The sequence below is a fragment of the Oceanobacillus sp. FSL K6-2867 genome (assembly GCF_037963145.1).
GTDB lineage: Bacteria > Bacillota > Bacilli > Bacillales > Amphibacillaceae > Oceanobacillus.
The window spans coordinates 1,377,524-1,404,038 of sequence record NZ_CP150144.1 but is presented as its reverse complement, the minus strand read 5'-3'; the positions used below and the strand labels follow the sequence as shown (position 1 = coordinate 1,404,038).

Genomic DNA, 26,515 nt, shown 5'->3' with positions numbered 1-26,515 from the left:
GATACAAAATAAGAAGGTGGTGGAAAACTATAAGCGTAAATGGAGGAGGTTCTTTGAAGAAGTAACGGAATATGAGGATTTTCATTTAAAGATGTATCCTCAAGAATTTCGTTTAAGGGAACGTTTTAATGACTTAAGTTTAGATTTATCGAAAGATAGTGAGGATGTTGGATTATATTATTTAGGAGAAACGGAAAATATCCTAACTTCTCGACTGGGGAATATGACAAAGAATGATTTTATTATAGGGATTAAATTAAAAAATGCATTTGTAAAGCTAGATGAAAGTCTAAAAGAGAATGCTTTCTCTATTTTTTCCAATGTGACAGATGCGTTTGTTAATTTGATTGGGTGGGAACAAAATGTTCCTGCCTTCTTTTTTGAACAATTTGAGGAAATGGAAGATACGGTTTATAAAGTGGTGGCAGGAGTTAATGGTTTACGTTTAGATGAAGAAGAATTGATCTACGTTAACCGTTACGATTTTATACGAGGGCTGAATCATGATGTAGCAGAAGAGATGGAAAATGGAAGTTTCAAAGCAATAACAAACACCATTATTGATCCAGGAGAATCATCATGCTTGAAGTTGAGTAGTGAACAGGATGAAGGTTACTTAACTTTTGTTGTGATTGATGAGTTTCCCGATAATATGGCTGAAAGTGATATTTTTTATGAAGCACAATCATTGCCGTTTGAAGTAGGAATAGATTATAAAATTCAAGCTGAAGGAAAAAGTAAAACGAAATTAAAGTTAAATCTAAAAGGGAAGGAATTAAAAGAATCAGCTAATGAGCAGGCAATGACAGGAGATTCAATTGATTCATCTGTAGTAGATAGTCATTATTTGATTAGAGACCTACAAGATAAGATAAAAAGTCATGATGTTTCTATGATGAACTGGATTGCAACGATTGCGGTTACTGGAAGAGATAAAAAAGAATGTTTAACACGTGCTAAACAAGTAGTACGATATTTTAAACAGTTGAATATTATCTGTCGTGTTCCGACTGCCGACCAATTAAGTTTGTTTTATCGAATGCTACCGGGTGAAAAATTGGAAGCAACAGATAGAAATTGGTTGCAACCAACCACACAAAATGGATTAGGAGAAAGTTTATTTGGTGTAAATTCCGATATTGGTTCAAAAATAGGCTTTTTTATTGGATGGGTGGATAGATTTAATAAGCATAAGGATTTAGAAAGTGCAAAGTTATCAAGTCGTGACCCTGTTTTCTTCCATCCTATGTTAGCGAATCAAAATATTAAAGGAAGCAAATATCGTTCACCACATGTATTAATCACTGGTGATACTGGTGGTGGGAAATCGTATCTTGCAAAGTTATTATTTATCTATGTAACACTACTATATATAAAAGCATTATATATTGATCCAAAGAAAGAGTTTAGAAAATGGATAGATAAAATCATACACGATAGTATTATTAAGCGTGATTTTCCTATGTTCGTAGAGCATTTGGAAAAGTTTAAGTTTATCACATTGGACTTTGAAGAGAAGGATAACTGGGGAGCATTAGATCCTGTTGCATTTCTTCCGTCACACCAAGCAAAAGAATTGATTCAAGATATCTTTTCAGAAGTCTATGATTTTAAAGGGAAAGATGAAATTCACACAGCTTTTTTAAGAGCTATTTCAGAAGTGTTAGAGAGGAAGGAAAAAGGGGAACAAGTTGGTTCTATGCATATTATCGATATTATGAAAGACAGTAAAGAATCATCTGTAGCAAAAGCAGGTGATTTTTTATATGAGGTTGTTTCTGATAGTATTTTGAAACTGTGCATACATGATGGTTCGAATGCTGCGCTTTCTTTAAATGACCGTATAAGTATCATTGAAATTGAAAATATTGATTTGCCAGAAGCAACAGCAAGTGTAGATACGTATACGAATAGTCAAATGAAATCAAATGCGATTATGTTAGCGCTAGGAAAGTATTGTGAACTGTTTGGAAAACAGGATAAAGATGAAAAAACAGCCGAATTTATTGATGAAGCATGGGTTATTGTTTCTTCACGTCAAGGTAAGAAAGTAGAAAAGAGCATGAAACGTGTGGGGAGAAGTTATAACAATGCGTTATATTTTATTTCTCAAAGTACGAAAGATGCTTTACGAGAGAAGGAAAATGAAACAGGGAATTTCGGGGTAGCGTTTGCTTTTGATGAAGAAAATGAGCGACCCGATATACTAAAGTGGATGAATATGGAACCAAGTGAAGAAAATATAGAAATGTTGGATAACATGTTACAAGGGCAATGTTTAATGAAAGATGTGTTCGGTAGAACGTCAAAAATAACGGTGGAATGTCTCTTTGAAGAATGGGAAGGGGCTTTAGAAACGGTGAATAAATCTGCGGTCGCATATGCAGAAGAAAAATATTTATAAAAAGGAATGGCTATCAAAAATTGGTAGCCATTTTTTTAATATAAAAGGAGAGGGAGTATCTATGAATGACTTATGTAGTAGATGTTGAAAATTGGATTAGATTTGAGGAAGAATTGGTCGAATTAGAAATGTTTCGTAATAACGAGGAAATCCGTATTCAAGCAATTCAAATTGCGAATGACATGGGAGAAGGAGAACTCGGAACGTTTGAAATTGTTTCTCATGCTAGAGAGGATGAAAGTTATAAGTTTATTTTCAGTGTGGAAATAGGTGAAGATGGAGAGGAAGAAAAAAAGCTATACTATTGTTTCTGCTTTGAGATGTAATGCCTATAAAAGAGTGGCTATCAGTTGGTAGTCACTTTTAATCTTTCTAAGAAGGTTGGTGATGTAAGTGATTAGTTTTGATATTTTAACTAATTTATTAAATGGGATTAAAGAGCATTATAAGTTTACATGTCACTTAGAAAGGGATTTAGTAAGGAAACATGAGGAAGAAGGGGTTCGAAAGGATTTGGATGTTGAGTATATATCCTATTGTAACGGTGTAATAAATGCATGTGAAACCATACTGGCTTTTTTAAAGGAACATGGAAATGTTGAAAAGTAGAAAATTATTTATGGCTGTTTTTGGTAGTTTAATTTTGTGTATCTTTTTATCAGCCACCACTGTTTTTGCTGAAGAAGATAATGGGGGGGATATATCTGATCTTATAGAGGTAGATAATCCAATAGGTAAAATGTTAATAGATATATTCGGGGATATGTTAAGTGAAAAATACAACCCACATGAATATATGGATGAGGCAAAAAACGGGGAGGATATTAAGGAGGGGGGGGTAGAGTTAGAAATTAAAAAATACCCTGTTGAGCGCTATATGGTAAATAATGAAGATACCAATGGGATATTTGGGTTTAATTTGTATGGCATCAATAACTTTTTAATGGGGATTATTCAGCATGTGGTTATAGTCACAGATTCAAGTTTAGAAAAGCTATTTTCATTACAGATATTAGATGAGTTTGCAGTTGATTTGCAAAGAATTTCAGATGATATTTATGAAACGTTAAAAGATTACTTTGCAGAATTGTTGTTTGCATTTTTATGTGGCTACCTTGTCTTTTTATTTTTTGCAAAGGGCAATGCAAAAGAATCTATAAGAAAATTCCTCTTATTCATTATTGTTTTGGTTGTTGCTGGGTATTGGATAGCGAATGCTAGTTTTCTAATAAAATCAATGAATGCAATATCGAATGAAACACAAGGCTACCTAGTGAATGCTGGTAACGGTTTGTTGGAAATATTTGAAAACGATAGGGAAGGTGTTTATTCAGCTATCAACGATATTGATGAAGATGACAAATTAAACGGTGCTATGTCTGTTATGCGCAATGTCTATTTTGATTTAGCACTAAAACGACCATATCTCTTAATCAATTATGGTACTACAGAGGAAAATGATATTAATAATAATGATAAAGTTAAGGATTTAGGTTTCGGTTTTGATCAATATAATCGTGTGGATAGAATGTTAGCATTTAATTTAAGTTCAACAGGTTCAGCATATCGAATTACCCATGCTTATATTGAAGTGAATAAGAATAATAATTCAGCTATGGCATCGGGTGGGGCGTTTAAACAATCAGGGCTAGTCTTTTTGACATTTATTATTGTTATTGCGTTGTCTATTCCATTTCTTTTGTTAGGTTTATTAAATTTTGCATTGCAACTGTTAGCAATTTTGATTGCATTAGCGTTGCCTTTTGCGTTTGTCTTTAGTTTCATTCCGCAATTTGTAATGAGTGGATTTAATACCTTAGGGAAGCTAGTCACGACGTTTTTAATAAAAGCGTTGCTAGGAATATTTATATTCATTTCCTATTTATTGACGTATACCTTGTTTAGATTAGTACCACCAGAAGATACAGGAATGTATCTCTTACATGTCTTTCTGTTAACTGTGCTGTTCTTTTATATCATTGTGAAAAGAAATTCCATTATTCATTTTGTGACAGCAGGGCGTGTTCAATCGATAGATAAAACTATCATGCCAAATATGAATCAATATTATAGTAAGCGATTCGATGATGCACGAGAAAGAATAAATAAGAGACGTAGTAGAAAACGACAATCACCAATGCGTAATGGTGATGAGCCAGAGAAAAATTCAAAGAATCGAACCAGTATGAAGGAAGAAAGGAATAGTTCTTTGAATGGTGAAAGGAATGTTCCACGTACTCCACAAACAAGTAAAGAAGAGAATTTTAAAGAATCTAAACGTGTTGTTCCCTTAAACAATACTGATCCAATAAAACGTAGAAAACAAAGTCTAGATAAAAAGGTGGCTACAGAAAATAAGTTAGAGGAAGGAGAAGATAGAGATAAAGAGTATACGCTATATGAACCAACTGGTCAAAATGATCGTATAAAAAATATTAAATTAAATAAAGAAGCAAAGGAACTAATTAGGCAAGGTGAAACGTCTAGAAATGGTCAGAACTTTAATTTGAATGGTGCGCGCAAAAAGGAAAGAAATGAGATGCTTCCTTATGCTTCGTATAACGTTGGAAATGGAAAGGATATTGAACCAAAAGAGAAGTTAAAGTCAACTCGTGATAAGCAGAATTTAAATTTCAATAAAGCAACAATAGAAAGCTTTAATAAAAAAGGTGTGAAACGAAATAAAAATCTTTCTTCTATAGAAGAAAGAAAAAAGGAAAGAGATATGGATAGAGGAATGTCGTAGAGGGCATTTCTCTTTTTTATTTTTATGGAGGTAAAGTATGACTTTGAAATTAGAAAAAATACCTGCTGTAAAATTGGGCAAATGGAAAATGAAAATCTATATAGCTATCTTTTTATTGGTTGTCTTTTTGTTATTTGGTATGGTTATTCTTTTTATAATTATGTCTAGTACAAGTGATGACATGATAGGTGAACATTTAGAGCAAGAGGAAAATCAAGAAACTACAGATATGTATATTAGTAGTGGAATTGCTCCCGAGGTGACAAGATATGAAAATTACTTTAAAAAGTATGCTAAAGAATATGGCGTTGAAGAACATACAGATGTTGTGATGGCAATGGCAATGCAAGAATCGGGAGGAAGGTATTTAGATGTTATGCAGTCTTCTGAATCTCTTGGATTGGCACGTAATACCTTAGCAGACCCCAAAAAGTCGATTGATCAAGGTGTAAAATACTTTTCCAAAGTGTTTGAGCAGGCTGGCGGTGATGTGGAATTAGCATTGCAGGCTTACAATATGGGGCATGGTTTTATAGACTATGCTAAAAAACATAATAACGGTAAGTATTCCATGGAATTAGCTTTAGATTTTAGTAATTATATGGCTCGAAAGATGGGTTGGTCAAGGTATGGTGACCCACATTATGTCCAGAATGTTATGCGTTATTTAGAACAAGGTGAGAGTATCGCTGTGTCCAATGGTGACTGGTCTTTTCCATTAAGAGAGATAATGGTAACTAGTGAGTTTGGAGAAAGAATTCATCCAATTACAGGGGAGATTAATAGCTTTCATGGTGGATTAGACTTTGGCTGTTCACCTCAAGATGACATATTAGCTGTAGCTAATGGTGATGTGGTAGAAGCGATTCATAAAAATGTTGGATATGGAAATTATGTAACAGTAAAACATGTAGAAGGTGAATTTAGCAGGTATGCACATATGACATCATTATTTGTTTCAGTTGGTGATAAAGTGTCACAAGGTCAGTCATTAGGAAAATGCGGTACAACGGGAAGCAGTACAGGGAATCATCTGCATTTAGAGCATTTGACCAAATTAGGTCAATCACATTCAGAAAAGGTAGACCCTAAAAAAGCTTTAGGATTGGAATGATTAAATGAAAAAATACTGGTTATTACTTGCGGTTGCTGTTTTATTTATCGGATATTTATTTATAAAGAATGACAATTATAGAAATGAGTTAAAAGAAACGGAAAATAAAATTTCTCAATTAGAATCATCAGAAGAAGATTTTCACATTGAAGCTGGTGGAGTGGCAGAAAAATTTATATTAGCTTACTTTAATTTTCAAGGAAGGCCATTAGAAAAGAATATTGAAAGGTATGTAACTAAAGATGTTCTAAAAGAATTAAATTTTGCACCTAACGAGGAATATGATGAGTCTATAAGTGAATTAAACTCTTATGTAAGTAACTTAGATATATATTTAGGTAAATCTGTAGAAGAAAAACAAAAGGTGCTGGGTGTTTTTGATAATCAAATTGATCTGGATAATACAGAAAGTATAGTTAATTCATTTATTGAATTGGACTTAGAGAATATAGGTGGGGAGTGGCTTATTGTAGATTTCAACTTTTTTCAATATTAGTTCTGTGATATCATAGGTTAACTAATTATAATTCTAATGGTGGTGATTTTATTGTATAAACACATGTTAAAAATGAGTTTGTTGATAACTTTATTAACAGTGTTTGTAGGATGTGGAATTGTAGATGGAAAAGATGATGGTTTAACCTATGAAAAATTAGTTAATTTAACTATTGAAGAATTTGAATCAGATATGCCTGAATTTGGCGATTCGGATTATGAATTTTATAATATTGATTATGGAGACGATTTGAGAAGTAATTCTGATATAACAATTTGGGCTGATGAAAAATATATAAAAATAGTTGTTTATGACCAAAGTGAAGATTCTACTCGTACACGATATTATGAACTACGTGATGATGGACTTTGGAGTGTAGATGGGCACCCCGATATCGATTTTGATTCTTTAGAAGAAAAGGAACCCGATTATATCGAAAAGCAAGGGGAAGTTATAAAAGATTGATACAATGACTGAATTCGAGGGAAGTGTATTGACGTTATTGGGGAATTAAGCCCGCGTCTACGATTGAGTGGAAGTAAATAGCTAATTTAATTTAAAGAGATAACGCCAATATATCGGCATTTATCCTAGTTTAATATGGTGAAAAAAGTTAAAAATGAAATAGTACCCTACCAAAAATAAAATTTGGTAGGGTTTACTATCACCAAATTATACATCTTAAATTAGATGTAATATAAATAGGCACTTTCTCTTTTGAAATTTATTTGATATGGTGATAATGATTTTTAGAGATGCAGGTCTGATTGAGTTATGATTTTATGATGAGTTAGCAACATTAGTGTATGTTTGGATTTGTATGGAGTTGAAGAGAAAAATTATTTTAAAAAGCAAAGAGTACTCCCGGATTTATTGATCTTACTATCTATTCTTCTATCATAGCATCGGCTTTTGTTACCTCTACTGTACCGTGCGGATGATGAGGAGGCGCATATATTGAATAAAGTTTTAATGGAATATTACCTGTGTTTATTACGTTATGCCATGTACCAGCGGGAACCATAATTGCCGAATTATCAGATAGCCTTCTTTCAAAATTTAAGTTGTTACTATTTTGCCCCATTCTTACGATTCCCTGTCCTTGTTCAATTCGTAAGAATTGATCAGTATCAGGGTGTATTTCTGTGCCAATGTCATCACCAATATTAATACTCATCAATGTAACTTGTAGGTGTTTTCCCGTCCATATAGCAGTACGATACGTATTATTTATTTTTGCTGCTTCATTAATATTTAAAACAAATGGTTGTGGTCCATAATCCCTTATTCTGAACTCATCGATGTTTCCATTTTGCTGAAAAGGCTCCAATTGGACCATATTCCTAATATCACCATTACCCAGTATATTCCTATTGAAGTGATATGGGGGGGAGGGATAATAGTAGTGTGGAGGGCAAACCCAATACATTTTCTTCATTCCCTTCATAATAATATTCAGAATCCATTGTATGCTGAACATATAGGAAGGTTACCTAATTGGAGAAAAGCAAAACTATAGGTGAGGATAAAAATTTCATTTTAAATATGGCAAGACAGAATCTAAAAGTTTTTTTAAATTATTTGCCTGCTCTGTATACATTTTTTTGGCTTTCTGATCTTCAGTTTCTAAAGCGAAGGATTCTAAGTCAGCTTGTATCTTTTTTAAACTAGCTCCAAGTAAAGGTTTTTCCTCAATGGTTATTGATTTATTTTTATCTTCATATAAATCGACGTATAATTGTCCACGGGAATCAATTTGTGCCAAAAAGACATCGTTAATTTCATTAGCACCCTGTTTTTGGATTTCACCTAACAACCATTCGACTGTATATCCTAGTTTTTGCATGCTCTTTTTCATGATGTTACCATCCATAATCAAAATGTTTGGACCATGTTCATGTTCAACTGGAATTCCTAACATTTTTGAAGTAACGGGTTGTTTGTCTGTTTTTAGCATCACACTTAAATCTCCATTCGTTTCAAGAACAGCCATTTCTACGTCAGATACTGTAAAGACGTTCTTTTCTCTTAATAGGAGCATTAATTCATTTAAATTCATAAGGTTTTTCTTCATACTACCCTCTAATATTTCACCATTTTTTATCAAAATGGTCGGTTTTCCATCTGTTAGATTAGAAAAAGTATTTGATTTCATACCAAAGTAGGCCAGTAGTATAGGAAATATTCCCCAAACAATTAAAGACATAATTCCGTTTAAAGCTTTTACATTTTGATCAACAGACATCGTTGCAGCAATGGAACCAATAGTAATGCCTACACAATAATCGAAAAAAGTAAGTTGTGAAATTTGTTTCTTTCCCATTATTCTGGTCAATATAAATAATAAGAAGAAAGCAACTGTAGAACGTATTAATATCAAAATAAGTTCAGTCATAATGTCTTTCCACCTTTTACAAATAGTATTTATATTATTATGGGACAAAATAGTCATATAAATTCATAATTAGGAGGGAAAAAATGAAAAAAGTAATAGTTTTATTATGTCTTCTTCTTATTTTATCTGCTTGTACAAACCAAGTTGGAGGTAAAGAATTCTTTAATCATATTAATGAACTTGAAAAAGGATTAGACCAACCAAATTGGGAAGAACTGTCAATTCAAGCAAATGAATTGAAGAAAATATATAAGAAGGATAAGTGGAAATTACAACTAATTGGGGATGAGGGAGAATATGAAGATTTATATGAAAGTATAAATAACTTAATTGCAACAGTTAAAGAAAAGGATACGTTAAGTACAAGAATGGAAATAGCTACGACTAAATCACTTCTTGAAGATATATATTCATTATAGCTGTAATTATTATGTCATTATTAGAGGGCGCAATCTGTATTACATGATTTGCGCCCTTCAATTTTAAGGATGTTGTGCATTAAGGAAATATCGCGCTAATACTTCAGGAAATGCTTGTGAGTTAATCATCCCATTTTTTATGCTCTCTGTTTTCATACGGAAGTAGGAGCAATTCTTTTCCTTTAATATATTCTGCATAAAAGACATCTTCAACACGTTGAAAGTTCTGTTCTTCCAGCTGCTCTAGGAGCCATTCTTCTGTAAGGTTTTTCTCCTTAAGGTTATCGTAGATTATTTCTCCATCATTTATAAGGGTTGTAGTTAGATTGACTTCCTGCGGTGCAATTTTCATGTCACTTTTCGTAGGTGATTGATAAGCTGATTTCTTCAATACCGAAACTGTTCCATTTGTCTCGAGTAAGGCATATTCAACCTCACTAATTGAAAATACATTTTTTGCCCTTAACAAATTTTGTAGTTGATTGATATCCAGTTTGTTTTTTTTCATCGTATCCCGAATTAATTTCCCATTGTAGATAATGATAGCAGGTTCACCTTCAATAAGTCTGCGTGTTGATTTAAATTTTTGTGAAATGATTTCGGTTGAATACAATAAAACTCCCCATAAAATAACCACAAATGCTATCTCAGGAATGCCTGCTTTTTCATCAAAAAGTGCATTACCGACAAGCTCACCTAAAATCACTGCAGAGATAAAATCGAATGCTGTCAACTGAGTGATTTGAGTTTTTCCCAATACTTTTGTCAAAATAAATAATGCAACAAAACCGAAAACTGTATCATAAAACATTGAAAAAAAACTTTCCATTTGGGTCATCCCCCTTTTTTCATTTAGGAATTAGCCTAACCTACCAAGATGAATTTATTCATCTTAACAATCCATGACAAATAGAGACGTTTGATAAATTACACCACAATGAAATGATTAATTACATTTAATCCCTACCATATGCGTGGTTTAATGGAACATTAATATAGTTTGTGAACAGAATGGAATCAATTACCTTGGCAAATCTGAATTGTACAGGGTAGATAAGTAATTAATACAAATCATCTAATAGATCAGCACACACGCTAGGGAAGAGGACAGAAGCCTAGTGCAAAAGAAAATCATTATTCAACGAAGGGCGCGGTTGCTAAACAATATTGGTAGAAAATGGCCAAAAATCAAAAGCTACAGTTTTAATGTTTAAAAAATGTGTTGACTTGTAAAAATAATCGTGGTAATATTTAAAACCGTACTATAAAAACACTTGTTGTTCTTACGTACGGTTTCTGTTTTATATTTTTACTCCTTTTTTACTCCAAAGGGAATCAAAGAAACTATAAAAATATAAAAATGGTAAAATGAGATGTACTTATGATAAGATGTTGTGACATATAACATCACTTCACGTTATTGAGGGCCTAGTGGGTGGATAACCCGTGGAGGTTCAAGTCCTCTCGACCGCATCATAATGTAAAACTAGTAATACCAATGGATTAAGTCCGTTGGTATTTTTTTATGCGTTCATTTCTAATGAGAATGGGTGTTTTTTTTGGATTGCTGTTACTTCAGTTTTACTCCATGTAAATAAATGGGGAAAATTTAATTGCTCTATAATGTTCGGGTTCTAAATAAATCGGCATGTTTATGTGAAATTTGTTTGTTAGGTAACAAGTGACCATACACATCGATTATCGTCTCAATAGAGCTTTATCTTAGCAATTTATTAATGGACCCATACGTAAAACACTATCATGTATTAATAAAACGGCTTGAGAGCGCCTTAAATCTTTAATTGATGAGTGTTATTTTTCGAAGGTCTTTCTCCGTTTCTGAAGATTTCTATCGTGATTATATTGAAAAACAAGGGAAGTTATAAAAGAGTTGTGCAATCGCTGACTTCGAGGGAAATGTATTGAAGTTATTGGGGGGATAAACCAGTGTCTACGATTGAGTGGCAGAAAAGAGTTAACTTGATTTGAAGAGAGGACGCCTATAAAATAAAGCAGTCATTCTTTATTTAGGAAAAGGCTGTCTAGTAAATTTCAATAATAAAATAAAAATCATCTTCGAATGAACTGCACCCAAATTGTTAGACCCAATTAAAAATATACAGGTGCAGTTTATTAATGAATAAATATACCTTGAGACCTCAACCTAACTGCTGTTGGAACCTTTCTTGATCTGACAGAATCCGTTTAGATCAGCAGCCTATTTTATTTAGTTCCGTTTGTTAGAATAAAACGTGCCAAATCGTTCCCAAATTTCCTCTAGTTTTTCAAGACGGTCTTCAGAGTTATCCATTCTTTTTTTTCAACAAACGCTATGAGTGTATTAATAAGACTTAGCGAAGCAACAAATGAATCAAAAAAAGTTGGTAATTGACTTGAAGCAGTTAGTACGACATCTCCATGAGGGACAAGCGGAGAAAGAAGATTGTCGGTAATGACGATAGTGGTTGCACCTCTTTCTTTGGCAAAAGCCATCGTATTGACAGTACTTGTTGAATAACGTGAGAAACTAATACCCACTACGACATCTTCTGCATTCAATCGAAATAACTGTTCAGGTTTGTTTTCAATGGGACCTAGTAAATGAGCATTTCCCAAGATAATATCCATGTAGTATTGTAGAAACAGCCCAAGGGATATGGCACTCCGGTTCGCAGATATATAGATTTCTTTTCCATTTAGCAGAAGGTGTACCGCATCTAAAAATGCTTTCGAATCTAAATTTTCCATCGTTGTTTTAATATTCGCCATATCATCTTTAAAAATATCGTAGATGGCCTGATTTGAATCATCATAAACTTGCGATGACATTTTTAGCCTTTCTTTTGTCGTCAACTGCATTTGAACAGAGTTCTGCATCTTGTTCTGCAGTTCACGATAGCCCGAATATCCCTAGCTATCATGGTGGCTATTGCTGGCGCAGCTACAAAATCCAGTCATGCTGTAAATGCAGTTACTGCTTTAAATGAAGGTTTCCAGCAGGCATTCTTCTGGTCAGGAATTGTTGCGTTTATAGGATCTGTTTTAGCTTTGTTATTTGTTCGTACACGGAAATAATTAGCGGAAGTGAGATGTAGGAAATTTCCTTTTCTGAAAAAGTTACTATTAAATAAAATAATATGAGCATGTGTAATAAGGGAGATATCCCGCTTGTTTCAGCAAAAAGAAATTCCGGCTTCCCAACAATAACAGCCTTATTTTTGCTAATTCCCTGCCAAAATGGCAGGGATATTTTTTAAGATAAAATAAAGATTATTTCCTTAAAATTTTTAACAGGTTAATTTATAATATTAATCTGTGAAATATTGTACTTAAACTCCCTCAGATAGATTCAATTTACTATTAAATGCTAACGGAGCAGAAGAGTTAAATAAGAATAAATTTTTAATGAAACTTATTACTTAATTATTCGTATTCCTTCATAGATAGTAATTTATGTAAGGAGGGATTTTGCTTGTTTGATAAACAAAGGCGTGTTCCATTTTTGAGAAAATATTGGGTATCTGCTATTGGTGTATTTTTATTGTCACAGATAATTTTTATTACATTTGAAGCAACGGGATGGTTACCTAATTATAGAGAGATTGATGGAACTTTATTTGGGAAAATCACGGAATCTGCAATATTTACAGAATGGTTTACTTTTTATGAGACGCCGCAATTAAATTTACTTACCTTCTTTTTTGTAGTTTTCTTTCTTGTGCCTGGAATAATTAGTGCATTAAAAAACGCATTTTCGCCAAGGTACCATAGTAATAACCCTAAATAACCGTTGTTGAAAATAAATAAAAAGAATAAAGTTTGTGAATAGATTTACTTAAACCATTGGGTATTAGAGATGAAGAGGCAATCAGGATTTGATTGCCATTATTTTGTTAATAACTAAGAATATTATGTTAAAATCTCTTAAAAGACTGTTCGGGATGTGGTAGATGGAAAAGATAATAATTTGCCATATGTTTAACTATTGAGGAAATTGAATTGGATATGCCTGAATTTGGTGATTCGGACTATGAATTTTATAAAATAAATTATGGAGATGATTCGAGAAGTAATTCTGATATAATAATTTGGGAAAATGAAAAATATGTAAAATTAGTTGTTTATGACTAAAGTGAAGATTCTACACGTACATGATATTATGAATTACGTGATGATGGACTTTGGAAGGTAAATGGTCATCCCAATATTGATTTTGACTCTTAGAACTTAAAGAACCAGGTTATATCAAAAAACAAGGGGAAGTTATAAAAAGTTCTCATGATGTCCTTTGGGACGTTAATTATAGCGATTCTGTCATTTTACAATAAAAAATAACCAACCTAGCCTGGCAAGCTAATTTGAGGTGGTTGTTTTTATCACTGGAATTAGTGAGTTGTCCCCTTGAAGGGCTATTGTACAAACCGTTTGGTGTTAGAGCACCAAGCGGTTTTTAATATCTTATGAATACTATACCCTATTTTTGAGAAAAAGAAAACATTCACTAAAACTCAGCTGTGTGAAGGATATACTGAATGATAATTGTTGCTATTTTTTTCTTTTAAGTGTTGTGATTTTTATATGCACTTCAGTTAAAAAATAATCATTCATGAAGCCTTCATTTTTTAAAAAAGGCTCATGAAATGATTATTATTGATTTTGATCTTCTTCTAGTTCATTTCTCCTTGATCATGTTGCTCGGAAGGCTCTTCAGTTGGATCTGGTTCCTGTTCATCATTTGGTGTCCCACATCCAAACAACACCCCGGTAGAGAGGATTACTGTAAACATACCTAATGCTAATTTCTTAAAATCCATCGTATTCACCTCGTTTAAGTAAAATTATTATTTCCTTTTTTATTACTGTCCAATTTCTTTCGACTAATTCTACATAATGTGGATTTAAAATAAAGTAATGACGTTTATAAGAAAGATGTACCGTTTATAAAGTTATACCGTTTTATTCCATTCGTAATGATTACCCAAGAATGAGATGATTGGTTGCAGAATGTGACCGATAGTACTTCCCGCACGAAAGAAAATACTATTAAATTTGATTATTTCCCTGCAAAGTGAGAAAAACTGATAATAATTGATTTCTTTTGTGAAATCAATCTATATGTAGATGGAAGAAATAATCATATTTTTACTATCCATGACAAGGGGAGAAACAATGGTGATAAAGAAAAGAAGCATTTTGATTAGCTGCTGTTTTTTACTGTTGGCCGGTTGTGTGCAGGGTGAAGCAATTGAAAATCTTCAGATTGTAGAAAGCTTCGGATATGACATAGCAGACAGGAAGAAATATCAACTCACTCTTGCAGTAACCATGTTTAGTCCAAGTGAGAACGCCGCCATTAAAGGTGAAACAATTAGCGATGAAAACTATACAGGATATGGTGCTGCCTGGAGTGCCGGAAGAAAATCGCCAAAAACTATGCCAACAGGAAAAACGTTGGTTACTTTGTTTGGAGAAGAATTAGCTAAAGAAGGAATCAATGATGTTATCGATGGAATCGAAAGACATCCAACGATTGGAGGCTTGGTTGATTTTTGTGTCATTGAAGGGGAGGCCAAGGAACTATTAGAAGGGGAATACGCATTTGGTCAAACGGTTTCCAGATATTTAAAGTCACTTCTTGAGCAAAATAAAAAAATGAATCTCCCTATAACGAATTTTCATGCGTTCATGTACGGCTTTTATTCCAAAGGCCAAACACCTTTTATGCCACTCATACAAAAAGAGGGGGATCAAATCAAATTAACAGGGCTTGCCCTATTCAAAGAAGATAAATATGTAGATAAAATTAATGCCAATCAGCTTTTCATATTTAAAATGTTATATGAGAGTATGAAAGGGGGGACTTATGAGGCTTCTATTTCTGAACAGGATAAATATGCCGCTATTGAATCTGTAGAAAGTAATGTAAATTATACAGTATCACAAGGAATAAGTAATCCAAAGGTTGACATAAATGTTGAAATTAAAGCTTTTCTTAATGAAGTGAACTCAAATGTTGAGTTAAAAAATAAAGAAGATGAGGAAAATCTGGAGAAGCTGATTGAAGAGGATTTAAAAGAGAATGGGTTAAAATTGATAAAGCAATTTCAAGAGAAAGAGCTGGATCCACTTGGAATTGGAGATAAAGTCAGAAGTCAAACGAGGGGATGGGAATCAAGCAAATGGTCGAATTTATACCCTAATGCTACTGTGGATATTAAGACTAAAGTAGATATATTAGAAACAGGAATTATTAATTAAAAATTCAAGAGGGAATATATCTTAATTATTCCCTCGAATTTTATAAATAATTTTTTGCAAAATGAACAAAAAAGGAATGTACCCATAAATAAAATAGAAACTAATTTCTCCAGTAAAAGCTCGCAGCTGATCGATCATCGAGCGTGTTTCAAATAAGGCGGAAACAGCTACCAAAGCTGAGATTAATATAATAATAAGAACCCTTTTGTTAATTGGAATTAATTGACCTAGTCCACGGTGGGCACCCCATAATGTTAGGCAAATATTTGGCAAAACGATAAATAACCAGATAGCAATTCCTAAATGTTCAAGTCGTTCGATAGCTGGAAGCTCAATTATTTTCCAAAACATAACCGTGCTCCATAGCATATGCTGAAGTTGATCTTGATTATAAAAAACAAAAGTAATAAGAGCTAAGACTACATAAATAAGGGTAGTGGATAGGATAGCAAGGTGCGCCCATTTTGCAGATTTATCTGGTCTTTTTATAAATGGGTAGAAAATGAATATTAATTCAAATCCGCTCATGGTCAGAGTCGCATTTCTTGCCGATCCCAGAATATCTGTCATGCTATGGTCCATGATAGGTAAAAGATTGCTGTAGTGAGCAAATTTTAGTGGAAATAAAAATGTTAGTAGTATTGGTACCAGATAAAGTGTACTTAAAAAACATATACCAGTAACCACCCTGAATCCCTTAATAACAAAATAACTTACAGTGAGTAAAAGAACGAAGCTAAAAAACCATACGGATAACTGTGGGAATACCCATAACTGAATGATTTCAACATACACACGCAAAACAGTGAATCCAAGGATTAATAAATAGATAACAAACAAGAAACTAAATAATCCTCCAATCCATTTACCAAACAGTTCCTTGTGTATCGCAATTAAATCTCCCTTGCCATTATTAAGGATTTGATATAGGAGCCATAGAATGATATGGATACTTAAACCAGAAATAATAATAGAAATCCAAGCATCTTGTCCAGCATGTTGACTAATTGATCGAAAGTCAAGAACCCCTATCCCTATTTGCATGGAATGAATAAGATAAAAAACGAGAAAAGTCGAAACTAGAAAATTTTCCTTTAAGATATTTCGCATATCCTCACCGTATTCCTTTAAATACTAGCCCGTTATTGTCATTCATGGTGACCGAGCCCCTTTGTAGTCATTTTTTAATATCGTTTTTTTCATTGATTCGTTTTGGATTTACCCGCATAGAATCTTCCGTTCTCTGATAAATTGGTCGTTTAGCCTGACGGTTGAAAGGCATCCGAAAAAAGGAATCTTTTAAATCCTGTAAACGAGGCGGGAAAATCGGTTCAATAAATGGTCTCCCTAATGACGTCAAATTTAATAGATGACCAACCATTAATGCAAATATTATTGCGATTCCAATTAGCCCCCATAATTGTGCAAACAGTAGAAATGGAAAACGAATCAAACGGATTGAATTGCTCATTTGGTAGACCGGTGTTGTAAATGAGGCGAGAGCTGCTAATGCTACAATAATTAGTAATACACTGCTCGTTAATCCCGCATCAACCGACGCAGTACCAATAACAATACCGCCAACAATACCAATGGTCTGCCCGACTTTGACCGGCAGTCTTGCCCCAGCTTCACGCAACAATTCAATAACCACTTCCAAAATAAGTACTTCTAATATAGGCGGGAAAGGGACATCCGATCTTGAGGAAATAATTGTTGCCATTAAATCCATCGGAATCATTTCATAATGGTAAGTCAGGATTGCTACGTAAAGTGGGGTTGAGAAGACAGAAAATGCAACAGCAAACAAACGGGTCAAACGAAAGAATGAAGCTGTATGCCAGATTTGAAAATAATCTTCAAATGCAGAAAAGAATTCAACAATAGTAATAGGCGCATACAATGCATGCGGTGAACCATCCACAATAATCGCAATTTTCCCTTCTGTTAATACTGCACTTACACGGTCAGGTCGTTCTGTATCAATCATTTGTGGAAATGGAGAATTCTTATTATCGGATATCATTTGCGTGAGATAGGAACTGTCAATAATATTGTCATATTCAATGTCGGAAATACGTTGTAACATAGTATTAATATTTTCCTGATTTGCAATTCCATCAATGTACAAGATAGCAATTCTTGTTTTTGAAATTTTACCTGACTCAATTTCACGTACTTGCAGTTGTGGAAGCGGGAGTCTTTTTCTGATTAGATTGATGTTTGTGTCAAGTGATTCCACAAATGCTTCTTTCGGCCCCACCACTGTAAATTCTACTTCCGGCATACCAACCTTTCGTGTTTCAACTGTAACTGCAGAAAGGATAAGGCACTTAGAATCATGCTCTTTCATCTGAATGATGACGGAACCATTCATTAGCTTTGTTTGAATTTCTCTCACATCATCTGTAATTTGGATATTTTCGATGGGAAGTAACTTTTTAATTTCTTCAAGGCTATCAAAGGAATGTTCTGTTAGATATGGGAATACATCACGATGAATATAATCGGGATTTACCATAGTTTTTATGTAATTTACCCAACATTGTCCGTTTTTTGATTCTAACACAAATCTTTGAAAATCCTGTGAAGGTTTTAAAGTATTAATTAGTGCTTTTATATCGAATGTAGAATCGGAATGCTTAGTCTTAGATGATTTCTTTCTTAATCGTTTTAGCAATAGTTAATACACCTTCCTTGTACCTGTAACAATATGGTTAAAGTTAACCCAGGATTTTCAAAAAAATGGGTTTCTGTAAGACAGTTTTCGTAATATATACTTATATATAAAGGATACCCGGATAATGATTTCTTTATTATGTTTTTTGAAAAAGTGTTGACTTGAAAAAAATCACGGTAACATTGTAAAACGTGCTATAAAAACACTTATTGTTCTTACGTGCGGTTTTTTATATTCTTACTCCGAAAGGGTTCAAAAAACTATAAAAATGACATAATGAGATGTACTTATGATAGGGTGTTGTCACTAATTACATTATTTTACGTTAGTGGTGCTCTTTCCTCATTAATTGATCCTAATATTTACAGTTGAGGAACGGTGCGTCCCCATCGAGAAAAAGAATTACGGCAACCAGAAAAAGATTTTTACATTGTTGGGGCCAACGAAATTCTTGTAGAAGTAAAATGGCTGAAGGATGGGCAAAGAAATATCTAGGTGATGAGTGGAACGTGCACAGCGCAGGTATCGAAGCACATGGCTTAAACCCAAATGCTGTAAAGGCTATGAAAGAAGCCGATATTGATATTACTAATCAAACATCTGATATCATCGACCCTAAAATCCTAAATAACGCAGACTTAGCTGTTACCCTATGTGGCGATGCAAAAGATAAATGTCCAGTCTCACCGCCTAAAGTTAAACGAGAACAATGGGGGTTTGATGATCCCGCAAGAGCTGAAGGAACTGAAGAAGAGAAATGGGCGGTTTTCCAGCGTGTTCGTGATGAAATTGGTGATCGAATCAAACGTTTTGCTGAAACAGGAGAGTAACAAAAAGCACCAAGAGTTTATAGTAGGAATTCTCTTGGTGTTTTTAACTAATTATTATTTTAATGGCGGTGATTTTATAACCACATGTTAAAAATGAGTTTGATGCCTTTATTAACAGTGTTTGCAGCATGTGGAATTGTATTGGAGATGTTGCTCAATCGTTTTTTTTTAGCGCATATTAGTCTGTGTTCTCTTATGACTTTAGCATTAGTGGTAGCGTTGCGCACAAACAAGTACGAACGCTACCTTTTTTCAGCCTAGACTAAGGCTGGAAGGATTCTACTTCCGATATTCTGCATATTATTGATTATGGGGCGATGAAGCTATAAGTGTCTTTTCCCCTACCTTTTATGAATACTTGTCACGTTCATCGTTTTAGTATTCGTAGGTTTTCTCCCCCTCTCTTTCCGTTTTTTTATTTCATTTTTTAATGTTGCGCAAAAATCCTGATCCAACTTTAATTCGATTGCCTTTTTCAGAGACTCCTTTAATAGTTCGTCTGACAAGTGCCTTAGACTATTCATATCTTCCTCCCACGTTTGCATTTTTTTCGAAACTCTTTCATTTTGAATAATCGGAAGTAGAATCTCCCCAATAATACAAAGTGGGACAAATATAGACAAAATGATTTGAAACTAACTGCTGTGGTTAATAAAATTTCCGGGAATATTTGGCCAGTTTATTAAATAGTCGGGTAGGCGGGAAATTCCTAATGGCAGGAAAAATTCATAATTTTTCAGCGAGGTGAAACACTGTTTTTGGAGATTAACCTGGAATAGGTTTATAGTTTTTTATTGCCTTCCTACCTTGTAGCTTGGTTGAAAGTATTGAAGCTTATTTTGATTATCTCAAAACGGATTTTTAAAATTTAATTAAAAAAGGTAATTAAATTCCTTTCTATTTCAATCGAAATATTTCGTAGAGGAGCAATTTTTTCCGGAGTTTGCTTCTCAAAACCAAGTATTAAGAATAGAATTTATATTATAGTATTTAACTGGCCTTTCCCAACAATTAAGAAAGGAAAGCAATTAAATGTTTTCTTTAATAAGAGAAGGAAAAGTATACGTATTACTGTTTTTTTTATTTCTTTACATAAATGTTTTTGTCATATTTAGTTTTATATATCTTCTATTAGATATTTTGAATGTTGGACCCTTAGTTAATTCCTTTTCATTTAATGAATCACAGAGCTTATTCTCACAAAAGTTATTGAATTCACTATACCTAAGCGCAAGAACGTTATTTTTCGATGGCTATGGTTACATTGTTCCTAATGGTTGGTCTAGGATTGTTGCGCATCTTGAAGAAACAGTTGGTTTTTTGCTGCCGGCATTTTTCATAATCAAGTTTCTCCCCTCAGAACATATCAGGATGGATCGAAACTTTTTTCCGGTATTCAAACTAATATTACGTTCCCTTTTAGTTACTTTAGGTGCTCTCTTAGTTTCTCTCGGGTTGGAGATTTTTTTAGTTCCGAATAATATCATTGATGGTGGAGTCGTCGGAATTTCAATTATAATGTCCTATTTAACAGGTATAAAATTAGAGTTATTTTTACTGATATTAAACGTTCCCTTTCTGTATTTAGGTTATAGGCAAATTGGTAAAAAGTTTGTGGTAACTACCTTGTTTGGATTAAGCGTATTATCACTAGGAACAGGTTTTCTTAATAATGTATCAGCTCCGACTGAAAATCCATTACTGGCATCCGTTTTTGGTGGAGCCTTTTTAGGGATTGGTGTCGGAATGGTAATCAGGTACGGTGGCTCTCTAGATGGTACAGAAATTCTAGGGATTCTGCTTAACCGAAAGACACCCATATCTGTTGGTAATGTTGTTATGTTTATAAATATTTTTATTTTTTTCAGTGCAGGTTTTGTTTTCGGTTGGGATAGGGCAATGTATTCGTTAATAACATATTTTATTGCCTCAAAAATGATTGATTTTACCATTGAAGGGTTCAAGACTAATTACTAGACTTTATCAATTACTCAAATGGTTTGCCAAAAGTTTTAGATAAAGAGTTCAACACTTTATTTTAAAGTATGAATACCAAGGGTCCAAGCCTATTGGTATTTTTTTATGTAATCATTTCTAATAGGTATGATGCTTTTTGAATGTCCTTGCTCTATATAATAGATGGAAGTAATTTAAAAGATGTCATACTAGGTTGTTGAATGTTAATGATTAAGAGTTCTAATATGAATTTATCAAACTTTATTTCAAAACTAAGTCAAAAATATATCAAAATTTAAAATAGATTATCAAATTTATCATTTTCTTAAATTTTGAATAAATTCATTGAACTTATAAATAGATGATGAGACGATGTGATTGAAAACTTGAATCACACAAAATGAAGGAGGAGATCTAATGAGAAAAGTGAAACAAGCTGTTGTAACTTCTGCATTAGGGTTAGCTGTGTTAGCGACGCCACTTACTCTACCGACTTTAGGGGTTACTGATTCTGCAGAGGCAGCAGAGGTTAGTGGAGAAGTAACTGTTGACCCTGTTGCTATCGGAGAAGCTATTGCCGATGCTAAGAAAACTGCCGATAATCGGAGCGGTTTTGTCAAGGGAGCGATGGAGAAAGCATTCTTTGAAGCGGGTCAGCAATATAATGTTATGGTGATGAATTTGAGTCAAGGTTATAATTCCAATCAACTGCAAGGCGTGCAATACTTTGATACGGTAGATTATGATGGCATTACATTCGGAGTCTGGGTGTTTGAAGAAGGGACATTTGTTAACGAAGGTGATGGAGGATATGATAATTGGGCCTTCAGAGGATGGTTTGAACGGACAGGAGATGACCAGAAAACGGTCAATTTTCATAGACCTTAATATAAATCGAGTTGATGGACGGAGTGAGTCAGGAAAATACGGGTTTTCAATATTAAGAAGCCAAATTCCTCAGTGTTAAAAGTTGAGGGATTTGGCTTTATACTAATAGGAAGGTCTCGTTTGAAACTAGGTCATATATTGAATGTGAAAGGATGAGGAGAAGTGAAAAAGGTAGTAATAGGAACAGTTGCATTTTTGTCAATAGTAGCGTTTACTGGGCAAGTTTCAGCAGCAGAACAATCAAAAGTAATAGAAAATAGCCCTGAGGAGTCTTCGACTTCCGTTCAGGAGCAAACAGAAACACAGGAAGCAACTGTCAACTCAGAAGATGAATCGAGTCAACTATCGAAATCAGAAATACCTCCAGGCTATGAAGCGATATTAAATTGGCCACCTGAAGAGCAACCGATTGTTAAACAAGGGAGCCAAAGTTTTGAAGCCGAATTTATTCAAGTGATGTTAAATCACTTTGGACTTGAAACAGAAGTTGATGGAGTTTTTGGTCCACATACTAACGAAAAGGTTCGTCAATTACAAGCTGTTCATGGTTTAGTACCGGACGGAATAGTCGGTTTGGATACATGGACTCTATTACTTGACGAATATGAAGCAGGGTTGTTTACAGTAGAATCGGCGGTTGCCTATGCAGAGGCTGCTCTTGATAATGATGATCTAGTGTTTAGCAGCAATGGTGTACTTTATGAGGACTCAGAAGGAAGAGTATTTTATTCATTAAAAGCACGAAGTCAGGATTATATTGATAATGGAGGAACTGGCACGGTTGGATTCTATGATGTGTATCAAAATGGAGAAGTCGTGGAATCAGAACCGAGATAGAAGTTAGCTGTTTTTATAAAACAGCTCTTTTGAAAGAATCAGGCAGGGAGGGCTAAGTTATGGCATTTAAAAAGTCAGCACCTAAAATAATTGCCGCTTTATTGTTTACTGGATTATTTTTCGGGACGGGGATTTCTTCTTATAATGGGCTAGCGCATGAAGCAACTGGGACTCCGATTTTTTCTGCCGCTTCGAACCAGCAAGCAGTGGATACTTTAAATGACTTCTATATACATGCTTTCTCAGGAGAAATGCCTGGGAATGTTCAAGGTCTCCAAATTAATGAAAGTAATAAACAAGATGTTCATAACAAATTAGGCAAACCTGTAAAAGTTGATGGTCAATTTGATTTGTACAGCTGGGATATGGGTAATCCAGGATACGGATTCGCTTATAACAAAGATAATTCTATATCTGAAATACGAAACTTCGGTACAGCTGTGGAAAGGCAAACAAATCTTGGGGACATAACACCTGATCTGTTAGGAAATCAATTGGGGAGTGCTGATAAGATTCTAAATGTACCTAGAACAGATGAAACAGATTATGTTTATGAAACAGGTAAATACGAGATTCATTTTATAATTGGTGATAATCCGATTATGGAGGGACCTGATCAAACTGTGAATCACGTAAATTTGAAAGAAGCAAAATAAACTTTTGTTTTAGGAGGGCTTTCTCAGATTTGGGAAAGCCCTCCTGATATTTATTCGGTGTAGTATTTTCATGTTTGGCTGTGTGACAATCAGGCTTTATAGTGTAAATAATACAGGTGGGGAATGACCAAACATTAAAATATACATTTATAATGTTTCTGTTAAAAAGGTGTTGACTTGTAAAAATAATCATGGTATTATTTTAAACCGTACGATAAAAATACTTGTTGTTCTTACGTACGGTTTCTGTTTTATATTTTTTACTCTAAAAAGAAATAAAAAACTATTTATCTAATATATGATGTGCGCCCGTAGCTCAATTGGATAGAGCGTTTGACTACGGATCAAGAGGTTAGGGGTTCGACTCCTCTCGGGCGCGCCATTACGGGAAGTAGCTCAGCTTGGTAGAGCACTTGGTTTGGGACCAAGGGGTCGCAGGTTCGAATCCTGTCTTCCCGACCAGTGTGATATAAAGATTAAATTTATTTTGCGGGTGTAGTTTAGTGGTAAAACCTCAGCCTTCCAAGCTGATGATGAGGGTTCGATTCCCTTCACCCGCTCCAAATTACCATATATGGGCCTGTAGCTCAGCTGGTTAGAGCGCACGCCTGATAAGCGTGAGGTCGGTGGTTCGAGTCCACTCAGGCCCATTCATCTTTTTTTGAAAAAAGATGTTGACTTCCTTTTTGGAAGATGATATAGTATAAAAGTTGTCGAAAACAAACTAAATGTTTCAAAAAAATATTTTAAAAAAGTTATTGACAACAAATTAATAGATATGATATATTAATAAAGTCGCTTTTTAAGGAAAGCAACCAACAAATTTGCTCTTTGAAAACTGAACAAAACAACCAGTATGTCAAGAAAAAGGAAACTCGTTTTTCTTTTTAAAACAAGTAGAAGTCAGCTTCTACAACAGCTAAGTATTACAAACTTTTTTGGAGAGTTTGATCTTGGCTCAGGACGAACGCTGGCGGCGTGCCTAATACATGCAAGTCGAGCGCAGGAAGCAAACTGACCCTCATCTGAGGTGATGTTTGTGGAATGAGCGGCGGACGGGTGAGTAACACGTGGGCAACCTGCCTGTAAGATCGGGATAACTCGCGGAAACGTGAGCTAATACCGGATAATACTTTTCATCTCATGGTGAGAAGATAAAAGACGGTTTCGGCTGTCACTTACAGATGGGCCCGCGGCGCATTAGCTAGTTGGTGGGGTAACGGCTCACCAAGGCGACGATGCGTAGCCGACCTGAGAGGGTGATCGGCCACACTGGGACTGAGACACGGCCCAGACTCCTACGGGAGGCAGCAGTAGGGAATCTTCCGCAATGGACGAAAGTCTGACGGAGCAACGCCGCGTGAGTGATGAAGGTTTTCGGATCGTAAAACTCTGTTGTTAGGGAAGAACAAGTTGGGTAGTAACTGACCCAGCCTTGACGGTACCTAACCAGAAAGCCACGGCTAACTACGTGCCAGCAGCCGCGGTAATACGTAGGTGGCAAGCGTTGTCCGGAATTATTGGGCGTAAAGCGCTCGCAGGCGGTCTTTTAAGTCTGATGTGAAAGCCCACGGCTTAACCGTGGAGGGTCATTGGAAACTGGAGGACTTGAGTACAGAAGAGGAGAGTGGAATTCCACGTGTAGCGGTGAAATGCGTAGAGATGTGGAGGAACACCAGTGGCGAAGGCGACTCTCTGGTCTGTAACTGACGCTGAGGAGCGAAAGCGTGGGTAGCGAACAGGATTAGATACCCTGGTAGTCCACGCCGTAAACGATGAGTGCTAGGTGTTAGGGGGTTTCCGCCCCTTAGTGCTGAAGTTAACGCATTAAGCACTCCGCCTGGGGAGTACGGCCGCAAGGCTGAAACTCAAAAGAATTGACGGGGGCCCGCACAAGCGGTGGAGCATGTGGTTTAATTCGAAGCAACGCGAAGAACCTTACCAGGTCTTGACATCCTCTGACAACTCTAGAGATAGAGCTTTCCCTTCGGGGACAGAGTGACAGGTGGTGCATGGTTGTCGTCAGCTCGTGTCGTGAGATGTTGGGTTAAGTCCCGCAACGAGCGCAACCCTTGATCTTAGTTGCCAGCATTTAGTTGGGCACTCTAAGGTGACTGCCGGTGACAAACCGGAGGAAGGTGGGGATGACGTCAAATCATCATGCCCCTTATGACCTGGGCTACACACGTGCTACAATGGATGGAACAAAGGGAAGCGAACCCGCGAGGTCAAGCCAATCCCATAAAACCATTCTCAGTTCGGATTGTAGGCTGCAACTCGCCTACATGAAGCCGGAATCGCTAGTAATCGCGGATCAGCATGCCGCGGTGAATACGTTCCCGGGCCTTGTACACACCGCCCGTCACACCACGAGAGTTGGTAACACCCGAAGTCGGTGAGGTAACCTTTTGGAGCCAGCCGCCGAAGGTGGGACTAATGATTGGGGTGAAGTCGTAACAAGGTAGCCGTATCGGAAGGTGCGGCTGGATCACCTCCTTTCTAAGGATTATTACGGAACCCTACGGGTTAAGGAAGGCCGATTAAGATCGCCACGTCCTGTGGCAACATCGGCATGACCTACATCCTGTAGGCCCGACATACTGTGTTGTTTGGTTCAGTTTTGAGAGAGCAAATCTCTCTATTTGTACCTTGAAAACTAAATAAGAGTAACAACGACATCAATATTAATGTAAAAGGCTGAAGCGACTGTTCAGAAACGGACGCATAAGCAAGAGACTGGAAAACGCTTGGTTTTTAGCGTTTGGAATGTCAATTGCTTATGACGGTAGTTTCTAGGAGCTGAAGCTGGATTAAATAAAAGCAAGGCTAATAATTA

The 26,515-nt window shown here is 35.2% G+C and carries 23 protein-coding genes, 4 tRNA genes, 1 rRNA gene and 1 pseudogene; 21 read left to right on the top strand and 8 right to left on the bottom strand.

All coding sequences use genetic code 11. From position 1 onward, the window contains the following. Window position 1: 1 nt before the first annotated feature. The 7 genes from NSQ77_RS06850 to NSQ77_RS06820 all read left to right on the top strand — a co-directional run bounded on the left by NSQ77_RS06850 (window position 2) and on the right by NSQ77_RS06820 (window position 7,225). Window positions 2-2,404 (top strand): ATP-binding protein, encoded by a 2,403-nt coding sequence (locus NSQ77_RS06850; RefSeq protein WP_339230948.1) that lies wholly within the window; start codon window positions 2-4, stop codon window positions 2,402-2,404. Between the two features lie 65 nt (window positions 2,405-2,469). Continuing rightward, window positions 2,470-2,730: a hypothetical protein gene (locus NSQ77_RS06845; RefSeq protein WP_339229812.1), complete on the top strand. Its 261-nt coding sequence runs from the start codon at window positions 2,470-2,472 to the stop codon at window positions 2,728-2,730. A gap of 67 nt (window positions 2,731-2,797) precedes the next feature. Next, the gene (locus tag NSQ77_RS06840; protein ID WP_339229811.1) at window positions 2,798-3,013 is read left to right on the top strand and encodes a hypothetical protein; all 216 of its coding nucleotides are present in this window, start codon (window positions 2,798-2,800) and stop codon (window positions 3,011-3,013) included. Then, entirely contained in the window at window positions 3,003-5,150 is a 2,148-nt protein-coding gene (locus NSQ77_RS06835) for a hypothetical protein (RefSeq protein WP_339229809.1), read from the top strand. Before NSQ77_RS06840 ends, NSQ77_RS06835 begins: the two co-directional genes overlap by 11 nt. Window positions 5,151-5,187: 37 nt before the next feature. Continuing rightward, window positions 5,188-6,264 carry a lysozyme family protein gene (locus NSQ77_RS06830; protein WP_339229808.1) on the top strand — a complete coding sequence of 359 codons (1,077 nt, stop codon included), beginning with the start codon at window positions 5,188-5,190 and terminating at the stop codon, window positions 6,262-6,264. 4 nt (window positions 6,265-6,268) lie between these two features. Then, window positions 6,269-6,760 carry a hypothetical protein gene (locus tag NSQ77_RS06825; RefSeq protein ID WP_339229806.1) on the top strand — a complete coding sequence of 164 codons (492 nt, stop codon included), beginning with the start codon at window positions 6,269-6,271 and terminating at the stop codon, window positions 6,758-6,760. Between the two features lie 51 nt (window positions 6,761-6,811). After that, on the top strand, window positions 6,812-7,225 hold the full coding sequence (locus NSQ77_RS06820) for a hypothetical protein (RefSeq protein WP_339229805.1): 414 nt from the start codon (window positions 6,812-6,814) through the stop codon (window positions 7,223-7,225). Window positions 7,226-7,646: 421 nt separating this feature from the next. Here the strand turns inward: NSQ77_RS06820 and NSQ77_RS06815 are convergent, their stop codons facing one another. Together NSQ77_RS06815 and NSQ77_RS06810 are read right to left on the bottom strand one after the other, a co-directional pair. Further along, on the bottom strand, window positions 7,647-8,189 hold the full coding sequence (locus tag NSQ77_RS06815; protein WP_339230947.1) for a cupin domain-containing protein: 543 nt from the start codon (window positions 8,187-8,189) through the stop codon (window positions 7,647-7,649). Window positions 8,190-8,294: 105 nt separating this feature from the next. Further along, window positions 8,295-9,155, bottom strand: coding sequence for a DUF421 domain-containing protein (locus NSQ77_RS06810; protein WP_303448948.1), 861 nt, complete (start codon window positions 9,153-9,155; stop codon window positions 8,295-8,297). Between the two features lie 83 nt (window positions 9,156-9,238). Between NSQ77_RS06810 and NSQ77_RS06805 the strand changes: the two genes are divergently transcribed. Next, the gene (locus NSQ77_RS06805; protein WP_339229803.1) at window positions 9,239-9,574 is read left to right on the top strand and encodes a DUF4363 family protein; all 336 of its coding nucleotides are present in this window, start codon (window positions 9,239-9,241) and stop codon (window positions 9,572-9,574) included. Between the two features lie 121 nt (window positions 9,575-9,695). Here NSQ77_RS06805 and NSQ77_RS06800 read toward each other — a convergent pair whose 3' ends face one another. After that, window positions 9,696-10,403 carry a DUF421 domain-containing protein gene (locus NSQ77_RS06800; RefSeq protein ID WP_303448944.1) on the bottom strand — a complete coding sequence of 236 codons (708 nt, stop codon included), beginning with the start codon at window positions 10,401-10,403 and terminating at the stop codon, window positions 9,696-9,698. Between the two features lie 1,448 nt (window positions 10,404-11,851). Continuing rightward, window positions 11,852-12,403, bottom strand: a complete 552-nt coding sequence (locus NSQ77_RS06795) for a MurR/RpiR family transcriptional regulator (protein WP_339229802.1) — start codon at window positions 12,401-12,403, stop codon at window positions 11,852-11,854. A 90-nt stretch (window positions 12,404-12,493) separates the two neighbouring features. Here NSQ77_RS06795 and NSQ77_RS06790 point away from each other — a divergent pair, with 90 nt between their 5' ends. After that, complete coding sequence (locus NSQ77_RS06790; RefSeq protein ID WP_339229800.1) at window positions 12,494-12,649, top strand: hypothetical protein; 156 nt, start codon at window positions 12,494-12,496, stop codon at window positions 12,647-12,649. Between the two features lie 397 nt (window positions 12,650-13,046). After that, window positions 13,047-13,361 carry a YfzA family protein gene (locus tag NSQ77_RS06785; RefSeq protein ID WP_339229798.1) on the top strand — a complete coding sequence of 105 codons (315 nt, stop codon included), beginning with the start codon at window positions 13,047-13,049 and terminating at the stop codon, window positions 13,359-13,361. 880 nt (window positions 13,362-14,241) lie between these two features. Here the strand turns inward: NSQ77_RS06785 and NSQ77_RS06780 are convergent. After that, window positions 14,242-14,388: a hypothetical protein gene (locus NSQ77_RS06780; protein ID WP_339229797.1), complete on the bottom strand. Its 147-nt coding sequence runs from the start codon at window positions 14,386-14,388 to the stop codon at window positions 14,242-14,244. 358 nt (window positions 14,389-14,746) lie between these two features. Between NSQ77_RS06780 and NSQ77_RS06775 the strand changes: the two genes are divergently transcribed. Further along, complete coding sequence (locus NSQ77_RS06775) at window positions 14,747-15,832, top strand: Ger(x)C family spore germination protein (protein ID WP_339229795.1); 1,086 nt, start codon at window positions 14,747-14,749, stop codon at window positions 15,830-15,832. Between the two features lie 21 nt (window positions 15,833-15,853). Here the strand turns inward: NSQ77_RS06775 and NSQ77_RS06770 are convergent, their stop codons facing one another. Together NSQ77_RS06770 and NSQ77_RS06765 are read right to left on the bottom strand one after the other, a co-directional pair. Further along, window positions 15,854-16,942 (bottom strand): GerAB/ArcD/ProY family transporter, encoded by a 1,089-nt coding sequence (locus tag NSQ77_RS06770; protein WP_339229794.1) that lies wholly within the window; start codon window positions 16,940-16,942, stop codon window positions 15,854-15,856. A gap of 67 nt (window positions 16,943-17,009) precedes the next feature. Beyond that, a complete protein-coding gene (locus NSQ77_RS06765) occupies window positions 17,010-18,512 on the bottom strand; it encodes a spore germination protein (RefSeq protein ID WP_339229792.1) in 1,503 nt (500 codons plus the stop codon). A gap of 401 nt (window positions 18,513-18,913) precedes the next feature. Between NSQ77_RS06765 and arsC the strand changes: the two genes are divergently transcribed. After that, window positions 18,914-19,342, top strand: coding sequence for an arsenate reductase (thioredoxin) (gene arsC / locus NSQ77_RS06760; protein ID WP_339230946.1), 429 nt, complete (start codon window positions 18,914-18,916; stop codon window positions 19,340-19,342). Window positions 19,343-19,683: 341 nt separating this feature from the next. On the opposite strand, the gene sda is transcribed toward arsC, so the two are convergent. Next, entirely contained in the window at window positions 19,684-19,866 is a 183-nt protein-coding gene (gene sda, locus NSQ77_RS06755) for a sporulation histidine kinase inhibitor Sda (RefSeq protein ID WP_339229790.1), read from the bottom strand. 847 nt (window positions 19,867-20,713) lie between these two features. Here sda and NSQ77_RS06750 point away from each other — a divergent pair. From NSQ77_RS06750 to NSQ77_RS06710, 9 genes and pseudogenes are all read left to right on the top strand, one after another. Next, a pseudogene (locus NSQ77_RS06750) lies at window positions 20,714-21,313 on the top strand (YitT family protein); the annotation flags it as partial. 402 nt (window positions 21,314-21,715) lie between these two features. Then, window positions 21,716-22,186, top strand: a complete 471-nt coding sequence (locus NSQ77_RS06745) for a stress protein (RefSeq protein WP_339229789.1) — start codon at window positions 21,716-21,718, stop codon at window positions 22,184-22,186. Between the two features lie 162 nt (window positions 22,187-22,348). Next, window positions 22,349-23,023: a peptidoglycan-binding domain-containing protein gene (locus NSQ77_RS06740; protein ID WP_339229787.1), complete on the top strand. Its 675-nt coding sequence runs from the start codon at window positions 22,349-22,351 to the stop codon at window positions 23,021-23,023. A gap of 59 nt (window positions 23,024-23,082) precedes the next feature. Further along, window positions 23,083-23,679 carry a YjgB family protein gene (locus NSQ77_RS06735; RefSeq protein ID WP_339229785.1) on the top strand — a complete coding sequence of 199 codons (597 nt, stop codon included), beginning with the start codon at window positions 23,083-23,085 and terminating at the stop codon, window positions 23,677-23,679. A 305-nt stretch (window positions 23,680-23,984) separates the two neighbouring features. Further along, window positions 23,985-24,061, top strand: a tRNA-Arg gene (locus tag NSQ77_RS06730). Window positions 24,062-24,064: 3 nt separating this feature from the next. After that, window positions 24,065-24,141, top strand: a tRNA-Pro gene (locus tag NSQ77_RS06725). A 27-nt stretch (window positions 24,142-24,168) separates the two neighbouring features. Further along, window positions 24,169-24,242: transfer RNA gene (locus NSQ77_RS06720), tRNA-Gly, on the top strand. A 13-nt stretch (window positions 24,243-24,255) separates the two neighbouring features. Then, window positions 24,256-24,329: transfer RNA gene (locus NSQ77_RS06715), tRNA-Ile, on the top strand. Between the two features lie 285 nt (window positions 24,330-24,614). After that, window positions 24,615-26,178, top strand: a 16S ribosomal RNA gene (locus NSQ77_RS06710). Window positions 26,179-26,515: the final 337 nt, after the last annotated feature.